Below are 14,711 nucleotides of genomic sequence, written 5' to 3'. Positions count from 1 at the left end.
TCAGCCCGTCGTGACGGCGGTCTGCTACGCGGCGGAACGGGTGCCCATCGCCGCGGCGGTGGCGGCGGACCTCTTCGCCTTCGCGGCGAGCTACGCGTTCGCCGCTCTGCGTCTGCGCCTGGCCGACCACCGGTCGGCGCAGGTGATGATCCGGCGGGTGCACCCGGTCATCGAGGCGGTGACCGAAGACGCGCTGGTGCGCCCGGTCGCCGACATCGGCGGCTTCGTGCCGATGGGCGACATCATGTCGGCCGGCCACGAGCGTGCCGAAGCGCGACTGTTCACCAACTGAGATCCCACGAAGGCAAAGAAAGAGGAACCCCATGAGCGACAACGTTCTGCGCGTCGGAATCGGCGGCCCCGTCGGGTCGGGGAAGACGGCGCTCACCGAGGCGCTGGTGCCCATCTTCATCGCCGCCGGCCGCACCCCTGGCGTCATCACCAACGACATCTACACCCAGGAGGACGCCCACCACGTGCGGCGGGAACTCGCCGGCATCCTCGACCCCGAGCGCGTCGTGGGCGTCGAGACGGGCGCGTGCCCTCACACCGCGGTGCGCGACGACCCCACGATGAACCTCGCCGCGGGTGAGGAGATGCTCGAGCGCTTCCCCGACATCGACACCCTGATCTACGAGTCCGGGGGCGACAATCTGACGCTGACCTTCTCGCCGTCGCTGGCGGACGTGTTCGTGTTCGTGCTGGACACCTCGGAGGGGGAGAAGATGCCGCGCAAGCGCGGTCCCGGTATCACCGAGAGCGACATCCTGGTGATCAACAAGATCGACATCGCGCAGTATGTGCGCACCGATCTGTCGGTCATGGAACGCGACGCCCACGCGGTGCGAAACGGCAAGCCGGTGGTGCTCACCAACTCGCTCGACGGCACCGGGGTGCAGGAGCTCTTCGACACCATCATGTCGGTGTGGCACGCGAAGACGGGCGAACTGGTCTCGTGACCGATCTCGAGGTGGGCGAGGTGGATGCCGAGTCGTCGTCGCCGACGCCGGAGGCGGCGCCGCTGTACGGCGGGCCGCGGCTGCAGCCCGCCCACTTCGAGCCGGCGCACGTGCCGATCGAGGTGGCCCGCTACGGCACCGAGAGCTACACGCTGCCCGTGGGGAGCCCCGGCAAAGTCGGCATCCTCGAACTCGGATTCGAGCTGCGCGGACAGGGCGACTCCCAGCGCACGGAGCTGGTGCATCACTACCAGAAGGCTCCGCTGCAGATCATGAAGCCGCTGTATTACAACACCTTGCGGCCCGACATGCCGTACACGTACCTCATCACGACCGGCGGCGGCGTGCTGCACAACGACCGGCAGCGCATGGACCTCACTTTCGGCGAGGGAACCTCAGCGTTCATCACGACCCAGGCGCACACGAAGGTGTACCGCATGGTTTCGGGCTACGCCACGTCGATCATCAACATCGACGTCGCCGAGGGTGCGTATGTCGAGTACCTCCCCGACCCGCTCATCCCCTACGCGAACTCGCGCTTCTACCAGCACCTGACGGCACGCGTTCATCCGGATGCCACCCTGCTGGTCGGCGAGACGGTGTACGCCGGCCGCCTGACGCGAGGTGAGCGCTACGCCTTCGATGCCTACGCGAGCGACCTCGAGGTTCGCCGTCCCGACGACCACGGCGGCGAGCCCGTCGCCATCGACCGCGTGCGGCTGGTGCCGCGCGACGGTCGCGTCGGCGGCGACGCGGTGCTCGGCGGCCGCGACATCGTGTCGTCGCTGTACGTCGTGACCCCGCTCCAGCCCTCCGCGCGAGTGGCGGCGGCACTGCACGATGCCGTGGCGAAGGTGGTCGCGGCATCCTCCGACGACAGTGTCCGCTTCGGGGTCAGCGTCTTGCCGGCGGATGCCGGCGCGTGGTTGCGCTACGCAGGCGATGACACCGTCACGTCGCTCGCCGCGCAGACGGGCGCAGCGGCTGCGGTGCACGAACTGCTCACCGGGCGGCCGGCGCCGCTCGTCAGGAAATGATAAATCGGCAGGGAGGATCGTCATGACCGATACGCAGACCGAGAAGCGCGGTTCCGCGAGCCAGTGGGGCCTCGGGTTTCTCCACGGCCCGTCACAGATCTACTTCCAGCAGAACGTCATCACCGGCATCCTCGTGCTCGCCGCCTTCGTCATCGCGGACTGGCGCATGGGGGTGCTCGCAGCGATCGGTGCCGTCGGGGGGATGCTCGGTGGGCGCGCCGTGGGTTTTCCCCCCAGCAGCGTCGCGTCGGGTATGCAGTCCTTCTGCGGCACCCTTGTGGGTGCCGCCGTCTTCGCCGCGCTGGGTGGCGACGCGTGGTGGTCGTACGTGCTCGCCTTCGTCGGCGCTCTCGTGACCGGGCCGGTCACATGGCTGGTCAACGCGCTTTTCACCAAGACGCCGCTGAAGGTCTACAACCTGCCGTACACGACGGCGCCGTTCGTCATCGTCGCCACGATCATCGCTCTGTCGACGCTGAGCCTCGCGGTCGATTCGCCGGCATCCGACCTGCCCGACGAGCCCGTGCCGGCATTCTTCCTGTCCCTGTTGACGAACGTGTCGCAGGTCGTGCTGGTGGACAACCCCATCAGCGGCGCGCTGATCCTCGTCGGACTGTTCATCGCGAGCTGGAAGGTGGGGCTGGCAGCGATCATGGGATCGGTCGTCGGCACGCTCACCGCCATCGCCATGGGCGAGTCGTGGAGCGAGATCGCAAACGGCCTGGCCAACTACTCGGGCGTGCTGACCGCCATCGCCCTTGCGGTGACGTTCCTGAAGAGCTCCACCGCGTCGTGGCTGTACTCGCTGCCGTGGATCGTGGTGACGGCTGTGGTGACCCTCCTCATGCACCGCGCGGGGCTGGACACCTACACCTGGCCGTACATCCTGACCACCTGGGTGGCACTGATCGTTGCGCACTACATGTCGGGGTTGAAGCGCACCTGACCGGTGTCACCGCCCTCCGTGTTCTCTTGGGGGTAGAGGATCCCGTGGGGCGGTGACACCATGTGGGCATGGCAGAGGCGGGCGTGGGTCTCGAGCACGGTGAGTTGCACGCGGCCGCCCGTGGCGACGACGTTCTGGCCGCCATCAGCGCGCTGCGCATGCGCGGGGAGCGGGTCACCGCACCCCGGCGCGCGGTGCTGACCGTGCTGGCCGCGCGCGCCGACCACCTGACCGCCGATGAGGTCGCGAACCTTCTCGGTGAGGGGGACGTGCACCGCGCCACGGTGTACCGCACGCTCGACCTGCTGGCGGCATCCGGTGTCGTCTCACGCCAGCACGCGGCGAGCGGCGCCGCGCGGTATCACCTCGCCACGACCGCTGCCGGGCGCCGGCACCTTCACGGCCAGTGCGCCGAATGCGGCGCCGTGGTCGTGCTGCCGCCCGAGGCCATGCGCACTGCCGCCCGCATGCTGCGCACCATGGTCGGCTTCAGCCTGGCGCTCGATCAGAGCACGCTCGTCGGCCGGTGCGCGGCCTGTGCGGCGACCCGCGGTGGTCCCTCGGTGTGAGTGAGCGGGCTCAGGGAGCCAGGCGCGTGGGTCCGCGGAAGAGGTAGGTGACCTCGCGGATCGAGTCCTGCCCGAGCAGCAGCATCAGCACGCGGGCCAGGCCCATGCCGAAGCCACCGTGCGGCGGGGCACCGTAGCGGAAGAAGTCGAAGTAGAACTCGAGGTGCTCGGGCTCCAGGCCCTTCTCGCGGGCCTGCTCGATCAGCACGTCGACGCGGTGCTCGCGCTGTGCGCCGGTGGTGATCTCCACGCCCTTGAACAGCAGGTCGTAGGACTTCGTCAGCCCTGTCTGCTCGTCGCGCATGTGGTAGAAAGCGCGGATCTCGGGGTGGTAGTCGGTGATGAAGACGAACTGGTGACCGTAGGTCTCCTCGACGTACGCCGAGATCTGGCGCTCGCCCTCGGGGTCGAGGTCGCCGTCGGTGCGGGGGATCTCGTAGCCGCGGCTCTTCACGATCTCGCGGGCCTCGGCCAGCGGAATGCGGGGGAACGGGATCGCAGGCACCTGAACCTCGATGCCGAACAGCTCCTCGATCTCGGCGCCGTGCTTGTCCTTGACCGCCTGGATCGCCGTCTGCAGCAGCTCCTCCTGCATCGCGGCGACGTCCTCGTGCGATTCGATCCAGCTGATCTCGGCGTCGATCGAAGTGAACTCGGTCGCGTGGCGGCTGGTGAAGGACGGGTCGGCGCGGAAGGCGGGGGCGATCTCGAAGATCTTGCCGAAGCCGGCGACCTGGGCCATCTGCTTGAAGAACTGCGGCGACTGCGCGAGGTACGCGGTCTTGTCCTCGAAGTAGGGCACCTCGAACAGCTCGGCGTTGGACTCCGACGCCGACGCCATGAGCTTGGGGGAGTGCACCTCGATGTAGTCCCGCTCGATCCAGTACGAGCGCATCGCGTGCTCGAGGGTCGTCTGCACGCGGAAGATGAGGTTGTTGCGGCGCTGGCGCAGGTCGAGGAAGCGCCAGTCCATGCGCTTGTCCATGCCGCTGTCGGCGGCGATGGGGGTCTCGGGGAGAGCTGCGGATGCCACCTCGAGCGAGCCGATCTTGATCTCGACGCCGCCGAGCTTGACGCGCTCGTCGTGCTTCAGCTCGCCGGTCACGGTCAGGAAGGTGCCCGTGGTCAGCTCCGAGATGAGCGAGGTCAGCGCCAGCTTGTCGGCATCCGGCTCTGGCGCGTCGACCGCGTCGGCGGCGGGCGGACGGGTGGCCGGGTTGACCAGCTGCACCGCCCCCGTCTCGTCGCGCAGGATGACGAACTGCACCTTCTTCTGATCGCGGACCGTCTCGACCCATCCGGATACCGAGACGGGTCCGTCGGGGAGACCCTGCAGCTGCTGGACGAGAACGCGTTCACTCACAAAGAGTCAGTCTACGTGGCCGGGCCTGAGTCCAATCGCGGCATTCGGGGCCTTCCTCCAGGTTTTGCAGCCGGCTGTTCCCTACCGTGGGGGTATGACGACTGCCGCCATGACGACCGCCGCCTCCGCCGCCGACCCCTCGGAGGGCTCCTGGCTGACCGCGCTGGCCGACTGGACGGTGTCGCTCATGGACACCATCGGGCCGATCGGCGCCGGCGCGGCGATCGCTCTCGAGAACCTCTTCCCGCCGCTCCCGAGCGAGGTCATCCTGCCGATGGCAGGACTCGCAGCAAGCCGCGGTGGCTTCACGCTCTTCGAGGCCCTGTTCTGGACGACCGCGGGCTCCGTGGTGGGAGCGTTCGTGCTCTACGGCATCGGGGCGTGGCTCGGCGCCCGCCGGCTGAAGTACATCGCCGACAAGATGCCGCTGCTGCACCCTGAAGACATCGACCGCACGATCGCCTGGTTCCACAAGCACGGCGGCAAGGCGGTCTTCTTCGGCCGCATGCTGCCGATCTTCCGCAGTCTGATCTCCATCCCCGCCGGCATCGCGCGCATGCCGCTGTGGCGATTCGGTCTGCTGACCCTCGCCGGAAGCCTCATCTGGAACAGCATCTTCGTGCTCGCGGGGTTCTTCCTGGGGGAGTCGTGGCACGTCGTGGAGGCCTACGCGGACGTTCTGCAGTACATCGTGATCATCGCCGCCGTCGTCGGTGTGGCCTGGTTCATCTACGTGCGGGTGCGTGCGTTGCTGGCCGCCCGCGACGCTTCTGGCACCGACGTCGTGTAGCGGCCGACGTCCAGCGCGTGCACAGTCCGCGTCGACGTAGACTTGGCGGGTGCCTGCCGACCGCCTTCATCTCGTGCGCCACGGAGAGGTTTTCAACCCCGGGCGTGTGCTCTACGGTCGGCTTCCGGGCTTCGGACTGAGCTCCGACGGGCGGCGCATGGCCCGTCAGGCAGCCGAGTACGTGCAGGCTCAGCAGCGCCCCGTGGGCCATCTCGTGTGTTCTCCGCTGCAGCGTGCGCGTGAATCGGCCGAGCCGTTCGCGGAGTTCTTCGAGATCGACCCGCGCATCGACGAGCGGGTGATCGAGCCGACCAACGTCTTCGAGGGTCGGCGCATGAAGCGCGCCATGGCCAACCCCGCCAACTGGCTGCATCTGCGCAACCCCGACCTGCCGAGCTGGGGCGAGCCGTATGCGCAGGTCGTCGCGCGCATGGATGCCGCGATGCGCGATGCCTGGGACGAGACCGAATCGGGCGACGCCGTGATCGTGTCGCACCAGCTGCCGATCTGGATCACCCACCTCGCGATCACCGGAACGCCGCTGCGCCACAACCCCACGCAGCGTCGATGTGCGCTGTCGAGCATCACGAGCGTCGAGCTCGGCGATGACGGCACGTGGTCGGAGGTCGCCTATGTGGAGCCGGCGAGTCTGTCCGGTGCCGTGGATGTGGGAGCAGTGTGATGGCCCTTCGTGATTCCTCCCGGCCGCGCCGCGCGCGCCGTCTGCTGGCCGCTGCGGCCGCCGTGGCGCTGACCGCGGGCATGGCGGGGTGCACCGGCGGCAACGATGACCTCGTCGACGCCTACCGCGAGGGCGACACGGCCGGCTTCGTCTCGCGTGATTTCGCCGCGACCGAGATCGCGCCCGCCGACCGCGAGGACCCGATCGTCTTCTCGGGCACCGGCGTCGACGGCAGCACCATCACCAGCGACGACGTGCTCGGTGACGTCGTGGTCGTGAACTTCTGGTACGCCGGGTGCGGGCCCTGCCGCGCCGAGGCGCCGTACCTGCAGCAGGCGAACGAGGAGTTCGCCGATGCCGACGTTTCCTTCCTCGGCGTCAACATCTACGACGAGGCCGCCACCGCGGCATCGTTCGACCGCACCTACGGCATCACCTACCCGTCGATGCTCGCTCACCGTGACCCCGACCTGAAGCTCGCCTTCGCCGAGGTCACCTCGCTGCAGGCGGTGCCGACGACGCTCGTGCTCGACGCCGAAGGGCGCCTCGCCGCCCGCGTGATCGGCCAGCTGCCGGATGCCTCGATCCTTGAGACCCTCGTGCGCGACACGCTCGCGGAGACCCCGTGAGCCCTCTCGGGATCGTCTTCGACGGCGCTTTGTGGCTGGCGATCCCGATCGCGATGCTCGCTGGACTGGTGTCGTTCCTCTCGCCCTGCGTGCTGCCGCTGGTGCCGGGGTACCTGGGCTTCCTGGGTGGCGCGGCCCCCGCCCGCACCGGCGGCACGCGCACCAAGACCCGGTCACGGCTGCTGGCCGGCGTGCTGCTGTTCATCGCCGGGTTCACCGCGGTGTTCGTCGCGATCTTCGTGCTCGGGGGATCGCTCGGGCAGCTCTTCATCCGCTACCAGGACCCGATCACCCGGGTGCTGGGGGTCGTGGTGATCCTGCTCGGTCTCGTCTTCATCGGGGTCTTCGGCGTCGCGCAGCGCACCTTCCGGCCCCGCATGCGGGAGAACCTCGGACTTGTGGGCGCGCCGCTCCTCGGCGTGGCGATGGGCATCGGCTGGGCTCCCTGCATCGGTCCGACGATGACGGCGATCCTCGCCATCTCGATCAACCAGGGCGACCCGGTGCGCGCCGGCATCCTGGGCGTTGCCTATTCACTGGGCCTCGGCGTGCCGTTCATCCTGCTGGCGATCGGCTTCGGGTGGGCCACCCGTTCGGTCGCGTTCGTCAAGCGCTACATCCGCGCGATCAACATCACGGGAGGAGTGCTTCTCATCGCACTCGGACTGCTCATGGTCACCGGCGTCTGGACGGACCTCATGTCACGGCTCGGGGCGGTGATCGGCAGTGTCCAGCTCCCGCTCTGACGACGGCACCCTCGTCGACGAGGTGGACGGACCGCTGCGCCCGGGCGACCATGCCGACGGCGACGCTCCCCGCGGCATCCAGCAGCCTGCCCTCGGCGTCGTCGGCTGGGCGCGGTGGGGCTGGCGGCAGCTGACGAGCATGCGCACGGCCGTCGTGCTGCTGCTGCTGCTGGCGATCGCCGCGATCCCCGGATCGATCGTCCCGCAGCGCAGCGCCGACCCGAACGGCGTGGCGCAGTTCGAGTCCGACAACCCCGATCTCTACCCGGTGCTCGACGGGCTGAGCCTGTTCGACGTGTACTCGTCGCCGTGGTTCTCCTCGATCTACATCCTGCTGTTCATCTCGCTGATCGGGTGCGTCATCCCGCGCACCAAGCACCACTGGAAGGCGCTGCGCGCGCGGCCGCCGCGGACGCCCGCGCGGCTGTCCCGCCTCGACGACCACACCGAGGCGCTCGTGCAGGTGCCAGAAGGGTCGGATGCCGCAGCCACCGCAGCCGAGGCGATCGACCTGGCCGGGGAGCAGCTGCGCAAGGCCGGCTACCGCGTCGAGCGGTACGACAGCAGGGGTGTCTCCTCGGTGTCGGCCGAGCGCGGCTACCTGCGCGAGACGGGCAACCTCGTCTTCCACGCGTCGCTGGTCGGCGTGCTCATCTCGGTGGGTGTGGGCGGCGGCTTCACCTACACCGGACAGGACGTGCTGGTCGAAGGTGGCCAGAGCTTCGTCAACACCCTCGCGGACTACTCGTCCTTCAACCCGGGACGCTTCGTCGACACCGAGGCTCTGCCGCCGTACTCGATGACCCTGGAGGAGTTCCAGGTCAGCTACATTCCCGCCGGTGAGCAGGGAGCCGGCCAGGCGGGCGATTTCGCGGCCGTGCTGACGACGAAGGTGCCTGGCGAGGAAGAGAAGCCCGCCGAGGTGCGGGTGAACCACCCCATCGACATCGAGGGCGACCGCATCTATCTCATGGGCAACGGCTACGCCCCCGTTCTGACGGTGCGCGACGCCGACGGCGCTGTCGTCTACAGCGAATCCGTGCCGTTCCTGCCGCAGGATGCCGCGATGACCTCGCTCGGTGTCGTCAAGGTGCCCGACGGCATGCCCGAGCAGCTGGGCATGGTCGGGTTCTTCTATCCGACCGCGGCGGCCCTGGGCACCGGAGCACTGACCTCGGTGTATCCCGACCTCATCAACCCGGTGCTCACTCTGGACGTCTACGCAGGTGACCTCGGCATCGATGACGGCACGCCCCGCTCGGTGTACACCCTCGACCCGGAGGGGATGGAGCAGCTGACCGGGCGCGCCGTCGACGTCGACTCGATCGAGCTGGCCCCGGGCGAGACGGCGGACCTCCCGAACGGGTGGGGCACCATCACGTTCGAGAACGCCTCACCCGAGGGCGTCACGGGCTACGCCGAGTCGGTGCCGCGGTTCGCGTCGCTGTCGATCCACCGCGACGTGGGTGCCCCGTGGGTGCTGTTCTTCGCCGTCCTTGCGACGCTGGGCCTCATGGTCGCGCTGTTCGTTCCGCGGCGTCGCATGTGGGTGAAGGCGGTGCCTGACGGCAGCACGGTGCGCCTGGAGTACGCCGGCCTCGCCCGGGGTGAGGACCCGACGCTGAGCGCGGCTGTCGACGACGTCGCCCGGCGTCACGCAGACGCCCTCGACGCGCGTCTGCGTCGGGACCATCAGCCGGTATAGGCGTCGTCCTCGTCGCCCGCCGGTGGGCCGTCGACCATCCGTGCGCTGGGGGGATCCAGCCGCAGCCGGATCTCTCCGAGGATCATGTCCAGGGCGAGGCCGTTGTCCGGCTCGGGAAAGTCGGTGCCCGTGGTCTCCACCATGACCGGCGCCCCGGCACCCAAGAGGAGTGTGGCCGTGACCTTCTCGCCGGACGCGCCGTACGCGCTCAACTCGACCGGCCTCGCGTCGCCGGCATTGGCGAGCAGAGCCGCGTACTCGAGCACGGCATCCGCCATGGCGTCGCCGGTGAGCAGGCTCTTGTCGGCAAAAGTGAGGCGCTTCATGCCGAGAGGCTACGACGAGGTCCGCACACCTCGTACAGGGGTTGCGCAGACGGTGCCGACCGGTGTGCGTTCCGTCGCTTCGGGCGGAACCGGCTACTGCTCGCCTTCCAGCGGGATCAGCGAAATCGACGTGCCGGGCGTGATGAGCAGGTAGGCGTCCCGTCGGATGCCCTCACCCTCGTTGACCCGGAGCCACACGCTCCCGCCGGTATGAAGGCCGGTCTCGATCTCCTTCTGCAGGTCGGCGAGTTCCCGGCCGCCGACGCTGAACGAGTGTCCGCCGTATCGGATGTCGATCCGCTTCATACGACGACCTCTTCCGTGACCCGGCTGGTTTCGGTCGGCTCGGACAGGATGTAGAGCCCCCGCGTGGAGTTGGCCGTCAACATCATCTGCTCGACCCACGCCCGGTTGATGATCGGCTTGCGGCCACCGTAGAACTTGTACGCCAGAGTGCACCGCGGATGGATCCACACCGACGTGGTGCCGTCTCCCACGCTGATGTCGTCCTTCCAGGTGAACGAGAAGGACTCTCCGCGCCGCTGTTTCGCGCCGATCACCACTTGCAGGTGCGCCAGCAGCCGATCCTCGAAATCGGCTTTGACGAGGTTCTCGTACATGAACTTGCCCATGACTCCTCCTCAGCGTCTCTCCGGCCCCGACGCGGGGGGCTCGGGGACCAGATGCAGGCCCTCGACGCTGTTGGCCGCGACCGACAACGCCGCCAGCCACGCCGGATTCAGCTCGCCCACCGGACGACCCAGTTTGCAGACGATGGATGTGTCGGGATGGACCCACACGGTCATACGGCCGTCGCCGATGGAGATGTCATCCTTCCAGGAGAGGTGGAACGCCTCGCCCTTGTGGAGCTTTCCCCGCATGGCCCGGTACAGGTGGGCGAGGGCGCGGTCTTCGAAGTCCACCCGGATCCCCTCACCGAATGTCAGTCGTCCCACCGGGACCTCCTTCCGTCGCCGCCACGTCGGAGCGACACCGCACGGCCAGTCTGCGACCTGCGCCCCGGTCGGGGCAAGCACGTGGGGAAGCGGGAGTGACCGGCGTCGGCCGCCCCCGCCGTCCCGCCGAGGTGCGGGATGCGCCGACGTAGACTGGATTCCATGCCTGTGACCGAAGCGCTCTCGCTCGACGACGTGTCCGTGCTGCTGGTGTGGACCGCCATCGCGATCTACGCACTGGCGTTCATCGCCTACGCCGTCGACCTCGCGCGTCGCTCGGACCAGGCCGTGAAGGCGCAGGACACCCGCCAGCGGGCCCTCGTCGGGGCCACCGCCGGGGCTGCCGGCGCGGCATCGTCGGGCAGCGCGCAGGTCGCGGCATCCGGCCCGGACGTCGACGCCCCCGGGGGCGAGCGCCGCCGGCACCTGTGGGCGCGCATCGGCACGGCCCTGATGTGGCTGGGCTTCGTATTCCACGTCGTCGCCGATGTGCTGCGCGGGATCGCCGCCGAGCGCGTGCCGTGGGCCAACATGTACGAGTTCGCCCTGACCGGCACCATGCTGATCGTCGCGGTGTACCTGGGCGTGCTCTTCCGGCACGACCTGCGCTTCCTCGGCGCTTTCATCAGCGGGCTCGTCGTGGTGCTGCTGGGTGGCGCGACCCTGGCGTACTACGTCGAGGTGCAGCCGCTCATGGACCCCCTCAAGAGCGTGTGGCTCGTCATCCACGTCTTCGTCGCGTCGCTGTCGACGGCCTTCTTCGCGCTGGCGTTCGCGCTGTCGGTGGTGCAGCTGTTCCAGGCGCACCGCGAGGCGAAGCTCCTGCGGGTCGCCGACCGCGATCCGCAGGAGGTCTCCGCGCCCGGCGGCGGGTCGCGCCTGCTGCGCACGCTTCCCAACGCCGACACGCTGGAGTCGCTCGCCTACCGCTTCGCGATCATCGGGTTCATCTTCTGGACCTTCACCCTCATCGCCGGATCCATCTGGGCCAACGACGCGTGGGGCCGCTACTGGGGCTTCGACACGAAGGAAGTCTGGACCTTCGTGATCTGGGTGCTCTACGCCGGCTACATCCACGCGCGCGCGACGCGCGGGTGGCGCGGCGTGCGCTCGGCGTGGCTGTCGATCATCGGCTTCGCCACGGTCATCTTCAACTTCACGATCGTGAACCAGTTCTTCAAGGGCCTGCACGCTTACAGCGGCCTGAACTGACGCGCAGGCCCGCGCCGCTGCGACGGCGCGCGGGCCTTACGCCGCGGCGGCTCCCAGCACGGCCTTGGCTGAGGTCGACCGACGGCGGGTGACCGCGAGCGTCGAGGCGACGAAGGCCAGGACTCCCCAGATCACCAGGCCGGCAGCGCCCGCTCCCACGCCGCCGGCGTCGGTGAGCACGCCGAGCATGGCCTGGTAGGCGGGGGTCGTGGGCATGAGGCCTGCGATCGAGGCGAGCACGCCGGGCACGGTCGAAACAACGCCGGTGGCGACCGCCAGCACGCCGACCAGCGCGGACACCCAGCGGCCGGCGCCGCCGAGCACGGCCACCAGCGCCTGGTTCACCGCGGCGAACGCGACACCGGCGAGCATGCACAGCAGGGCGAACAGCGACCAGGTGCCGCCGTCGTATGCTGCGGCCAGCTGCACCACCCCGGCGACCAGCAGACCCTGCAGGGCGCCGATCGCCGCCGCCGGCGCGAGCGAGCGCAGCGCGAGCAGCGCCGAGGGCCGACGCGACGTGAGGGCCCGGCCCGAGACCGCACGCAGCGCCACGAACGAGGCCAGCCCGCCGAACCACAGCGCGATCGTCACGAGGAGGGGAACGGCGGATGCCCCGAACAGGTTCGTGCCCAGCCCTTCGGCGGCCACCGGGTCGGCCACGACCGAGGCGAGGTCGGCGGCCTCCTGGTCGGTGTACGACGGGAGTGCCTCGGTCGCGGTGGTGAGGCCGTCCGACAGGGTGTCCGCTCCACCGGCGAGTTCGCCGACACCGTCGGCCAGGGCATCGGCGCCGGTGGCGGCGTCCGTAGCCCCGGAGGTCAGCTGATCGGCGCCGGTCGCGAGCTGCGAGGCACCGGATGCCAGAGTCTCGGCGCCGCCGGCGAGCTCGCGGACCCCGCCCGCCGCCTGCTGCGCGCCGCCGGCGAGCCCCGCGACGCCGTCGGCGATCTGGTTGGCCTGTGCGGCGATCTCGGTGAGGCCGGCGCCGAGGGCCGGCATCTGCCCCATGCCCTCGAGGGCCGACCCGATGGCACCGGCCTGACCCACGAGGGTCGCGGCGGTGGGCAGCACCTGCTGCGCGCGCTGGGCCGCGTCGTTCAGCTGCGTGCACAGCTCCGGGGTGGCGGTCGGGTCGCACGCGGCGGCGAGCTCTGCCAGCCGCTGCGCCGATGCCGTCAGCTGCTCGTTGATCGCGGTGCTGTTGGCGGCGATGCCGGCGATGGCGTCGGTGAGTTCCTGCGGCATCTGGGGCATGTCCGCGGGGATCTGCGATGCGATCCCGCCGATCGCGCCGGCCAGCTGCCGCTGACCGTCGGCGAGCGTCGTCGCGCCGCCGGCGAGCGAGTCGAGTCCATCGGCGGCCTGGGTCGCTCCGCCGGCGAGCGCTCCCGCGCCCGAGGACAGCTCCCGTGCGCCGTCGGCGATGGCGCCGGCGCCGGTGCCCAGTGCCCGCACGCCGTCGGCGAGGCTCGTCACGCCGTCGCCGATGGTGCGGGCGCCGTCGCCGAGCTCCGCGGCACCGTCGGCCGCCGTACCCAGCTGGTCACCGAGCGTGGTGAATCCGAGGAAGACGTTCTCGAGGTACACCTGCGAGAGCTGGCTTCCCAGCAACCCCGCTGCGGCCTGCGTGACCTGCGCGGTGATGGCTTCGTCGACGACGAGGCTGTCGGGGGCGGTCTCCACGACGATGGTGGCCTGCTCCGGGGTGCTGCCGGGAGCGGTGGAGGTGGCGGCGGCGGAGAAGTTCTCCGGAATGGTCACGATGGCGTCGTAGCCGCCGTCGGCCAGTCCGTCACGGGCATCCTCGTCGTTGGAGATCGTCCAGGTGAGGTTGCTCGGCAGGTCGTCGGAGCCTTCGACGAGGCCTGCTGTCAGCTGCCGGCCCAGCGGCACCAGCTGATCGTCGATCGTGACGGGCTCGTCGTCGTTGACGACGGCGACGTTCATGGCGTCGAGGCGCTCCGTGGGGTTGTACAGCGCGGCGACGAGCACCCCGCCGATGAGCACCGGGAGCAGCAGCACCCCGATGAGGGTGAGCCACGTGACGGGGCGGCGCGAGCGCGCGCGCTCGAGGAGGAGGGTCATGCGAAGGCCTTGCTTTCCGCGGTTCGGTCAGACGCGGCATCCGTGTCGGGCGTGGGGGATGCCGGTCGGTCGTTGAGGATCAGGAGGGTGGGCTCGGGTCGCCCGGCCGCGGCGAGCACCGCACGGGCACCGCCGTCGGAGTGGCCGGATGCGACGACCGTGAGGGCAGCCCTCGGGTCGCCGGAGCGCTCGCGCAGGGTCTCGGCGGCCTCGCGCAGCAACCGCGCGGCTTCGGCACGGTGCTCGGCCGGAAGGGCGTCGAGCCCGTCGATGACGACGAGGCGAGGGGAGCCCGACAGGGCGTGGCGCAGTGCACGCACCGGGTCGCCCTCGGCGGCGAGCAGGGCGACGGAGACGTGCGCCCTCACCCAGGCCGCGCGGCCGGGCAGCAGGTGGCCGGCCACGCGCAGCAGACCGTCGTCGGGGGTGATGCGCCCGGCGACCATGAGCGCGAAGGCGCGTGCGGCGCGTCGCTCGCCGTCGACGAGCAGGGTGCCGCCGTCGTCGACGCGGAAGGTGCAGTCCCGGAACAGGGTGACCTCGCCGCGTCGACCGGCGTCGGCCGTCAGGGTCACACCCTCGCCGGCGACGGCCGCGGGCCGCTCGGGCCAGTGCGCGGTGCTGAGCTCGCGCTCCACCGCCTCGCCTTCGATGTCGAAGTGCGGCAGCCGGCGCTCGAGCCAGCGCGGCATCCACCAGGCCT

General features: G+C 69.9%; 17 protein-coding genes and 1 pseudogene. 11 read left to right on the top strand and 7 right to left on the bottom strand.

What is annotated here, in order from left to right; translation table 11 throughout:
• The 5 genes from NQ160_RS08790 to NQ160_RS08770 form a co-directional block, all read left to right on the top strand.
• On the top strand, positions 1-292 hold a 292-nt coding region (locus NQ160_RS08790; RefSeq protein ID WP_374113640.1), incomplete at its 5' end, for an urease accessory UreF family protein.
• 31 nt (positions 293-323) lie between these two features.
• Positions 324-959, top strand: coding sequence for an urease accessory protein UreG (ureG, locus tag NQ160_RS08785; RefSeq protein WP_257493787.1), 636 nt, complete (start codon positions 324-326; stop codon positions 957-959).
• On the top strand, positions 956-1,996 hold the full coding sequence (locus NQ160_RS08780; RefSeq protein WP_257514850.1) for an urease accessory protein UreD: 1,041 nt from the start codon (positions 956-958) through the stop codon (positions 1,994-1,996). Before ureG ends, NQ160_RS08780 begins: the two co-directional genes overlap by 4 nt.
• Positions 1,997-2,018: 22 nt before the next feature.
• The gene (locus NQ160_RS08775; RefSeq protein ID WP_257514849.1) at positions 2,019-2,942 is read left to right on the top strand and encodes an urea transporter; all 924 of its coding nucleotides are present in this window, start codon (positions 2,019-2,021) and stop codon (positions 2,940-2,942) included.
• Positions 2,943-3,010: 68 nt separating this feature from the next.
• On the top strand, positions 3,011-3,511 hold the full coding sequence (locus NQ160_RS08770; RefSeq protein WP_257514848.1) for a Fur family transcriptional regulator: 501 nt from the start codon (positions 3,011-3,013) through the stop codon (positions 3,509-3,511).
• A gap of 10 nt (positions 3,512-3,521) precedes the next feature.
• Here the strand turns inward: NQ160_RS08770 and aspS are convergent, their stop codons facing one another.
• Entirely contained in the window at positions 3,522-4,874 is a 1,353-nt protein-coding gene (gene aspS, locus NQ160_RS08765; RefSeq protein WP_257514847.1) for an aspartate--tRNA(Asn) ligase, read from the bottom strand.
• A gap of 94 nt (positions 4,875-4,968) precedes the next feature.
• On the opposite strand from aspS, the gene NQ160_RS08760 reads away from it, so the two are divergent.
• From NQ160_RS08760 to resB, 5 genes are read left to right on the top strand one after another with little or no spacing between them, the layout of a single operon-like run.
• Positions 4,969-5,664: a DedA family protein gene (locus tag NQ160_RS08760; protein ID WP_257514846.1), complete on the top strand. Its 696-nt coding sequence runs from the start codon at positions 4,969-4,971 to the stop codon at positions 5,662-5,664.
• A gap of 49 nt (positions 5,665-5,713) precedes the next feature.
• Entirely contained in the window at positions 5,714-6,346 is a 633-nt protein-coding gene (locus NQ160_RS08755) for a histidine phosphatase family protein (RefSeq protein ID WP_257514845.1), read from the top strand.
• The gene (locus tag NQ160_RS08750; RefSeq protein ID WP_257514844.1) at positions 6,346-6,975 is read left to right on the top strand and encodes a TlpA family protein disulfide reductase; all 630 of its coding nucleotides are present in this window, start codon (positions 6,346-6,348) and stop codon (positions 6,973-6,975) included. The genes NQ160_RS08755 and NQ160_RS08750 overlap by 1 nt, the downstream gene beginning before the upstream one ends.
• Positions 6,972-7,721 carry a cytochrome c biogenesis CcdA family protein gene (locus tag NQ160_RS08745; RefSeq protein ID WP_257514842.1) on the top strand — a complete coding sequence of 250 codons (750 nt, stop codon included), beginning with the start codon at positions 6,972-6,974 and terminating at the stop codon, positions 7,719-7,721. Before NQ160_RS08750 ends, NQ160_RS08745 begins: the two co-directional genes overlap by 4 nt.
• Complete coding sequence (gene resB / locus NQ160_RS08740) at positions 7,702-9,426, top strand: cytochrome c biogenesis protein ResB (RefSeq protein WP_257514840.1); 1,725 nt, start codon at positions 7,702-7,704, stop codon at positions 9,424-9,426. The genes NQ160_RS08745 and resB overlap by 20 nt, the downstream gene beginning before the upstream one ends.
• On the opposite strand, the gene NQ160_RS08735 is transcribed toward resB, so the two are convergent.
• The 4 genes from NQ160_RS08735 to NQ160_RS08720 form a co-directional block, all read right to left on the bottom strand.
• Positions 9,414-9,752 carry a hypothetical protein gene (locus NQ160_RS08735; RefSeq protein ID WP_257514839.1) on the bottom strand — a complete coding sequence of 113 codons (339 nt, stop codon included), beginning with the start codon at positions 9,750-9,752 and terminating at the stop codon, positions 9,414-9,416. The two genes, resB and NQ160_RS08735, sit on opposite strands and share 13 nt — an antisense overlap.
• 93 nt (positions 9,753-9,845) lie before the next feature.
• Positions 9,846-10,058: a hypothetical protein gene (locus NQ160_RS08730; protein WP_257514838.1), complete on the bottom strand. Its 213-nt coding sequence runs from the start codon at positions 10,056-10,058 to the stop codon at positions 9,846-9,848.
• Positions 10,055-10,384 carry a DUF7882 family protein gene (locus NQ160_RS08725; protein WP_257514837.1) on the bottom strand — a complete coding sequence of 110 codons (330 nt, stop codon included), beginning with the start codon at positions 10,382-10,384 and terminating at the stop codon, positions 10,055-10,057. The genes NQ160_RS08730 and NQ160_RS08725 overlap by 4 nt, the downstream gene beginning before the upstream one ends.
• A gap of 9 nt (positions 10,385-10,393) precedes the next feature.
• Complete coding sequence (locus NQ160_RS08720) at positions 10,394-10,708, bottom strand: DUF7882 family protein (protein WP_257514836.1); 315 nt, start codon at positions 10,706-10,708, stop codon at positions 10,394-10,396.
• 162 nt (positions 10,709-10,870) lie between these two features.
• Between NQ160_RS08720 and ccsB the strand changes: the two genes are divergently transcribed.
• Positions 10,871-11,920, top strand: a complete 1,050-nt coding sequence (gene ccsB / locus NQ160_RS08715) for a c-type cytochrome biogenesis protein CcsB (protein WP_257514835.1) — start codon at positions 10,871-10,873, stop codon at positions 11,918-11,920.
• 36 nt (positions 11,921-11,956) lie between these two features.
• Here ccsB and NQ160_RS08710 read toward each other — a convergent pair whose 3' ends face one another.
• Positions 11,957-14,008, bottom strand: a complete 2,052-nt coding sequence (locus NQ160_RS08710) for a YhgE/Pip domain-containing protein (protein ID WP_257514834.1) — start codon at positions 14,006-14,008, stop codon at positions 11,957-11,959.
• Positions 14,005-14,711 (bottom strand): annotated as a pseudogene (locus NQ160_RS08705) (MMPL family transporter); the annotation flags it as partial. The gene NQ160_RS08710 and the pseudogene NQ160_RS08705, both read right to left, overlap by 4 nt.

It is taken from the genome of Microbacterium sp. zg.Y909 (assembly GCF_024626565.1).
This window is presented reverse-complemented; position numbering and strand designations above follow the sequence as displayed.

Coding starts and splice junctions, on each gene's coding strand:
- NQ160_RS08775 (WP_257514849.1), top strand. CDS start 2,019: ATGACCGATACGCAGACCGAGAAGCGCGGTTCCGCGAGCCAGTGGGGC.
- NQ160_RS08735 (WP_257514839.1), bottom strand. CDS start 9,752: ATGAAGCGCCTCACTTTTGCCGACAAGAGCCTGCTCACCGGCGACGCC.
- ureG (WP_257493787.1), top strand. CDS start 324: ATGAGCGACAACGTTCTGCGCGTCGGAATCGGCGGCCCCGTCGGGTCG.
- NQ160_RS08770 (WP_257514848.1), top strand. CDS start 3,011: ATGGCAGAGGCGGGCGTGGGTCTCGAGCACGGTGAGTTGCACGCGGCC.
- NQ160_RS08710 (WP_257514834.1), bottom strand. CDS start 14,008: ATGACCCTCCTCCTCGAGCGCGCGCGCTCGCGCCGCCCCGTCACGTGG.
- NQ160_RS08760 (WP_257514846.1), top strand. CDS start 4,969: ATGACGACTGCCGCCATGACGACCGCCGCCTCCGCCGCCGACCCCTCG.
- NQ160_RS08750 (WP_257514844.1), top strand. CDS start 6,346: ATGGCCCTTCGTGATTCCTCCCGGCCGCGCCGCGCGCGCCGTCTGCTG.
- ccsB (WP_257514835.1), top strand. CDS start 10,871: ATGCCTGTGACCGAAGCGCTCTCGCTCGACGACGTGTCCGTGCTGCTG.
- NQ160_RS08730 (WP_257514838.1), bottom strand. CDS start 10,058: ATGAAGCGGATCGACATCCGATACGGCGGACACTCGTTCAGCGTCGGC.
- NQ160_RS08725 (WP_257514837.1), bottom strand. CDS start 10,384: ATGGGCAAGTTCATGTACGAGAACCTCGTCAAAGCCGATTTCGAGGAT.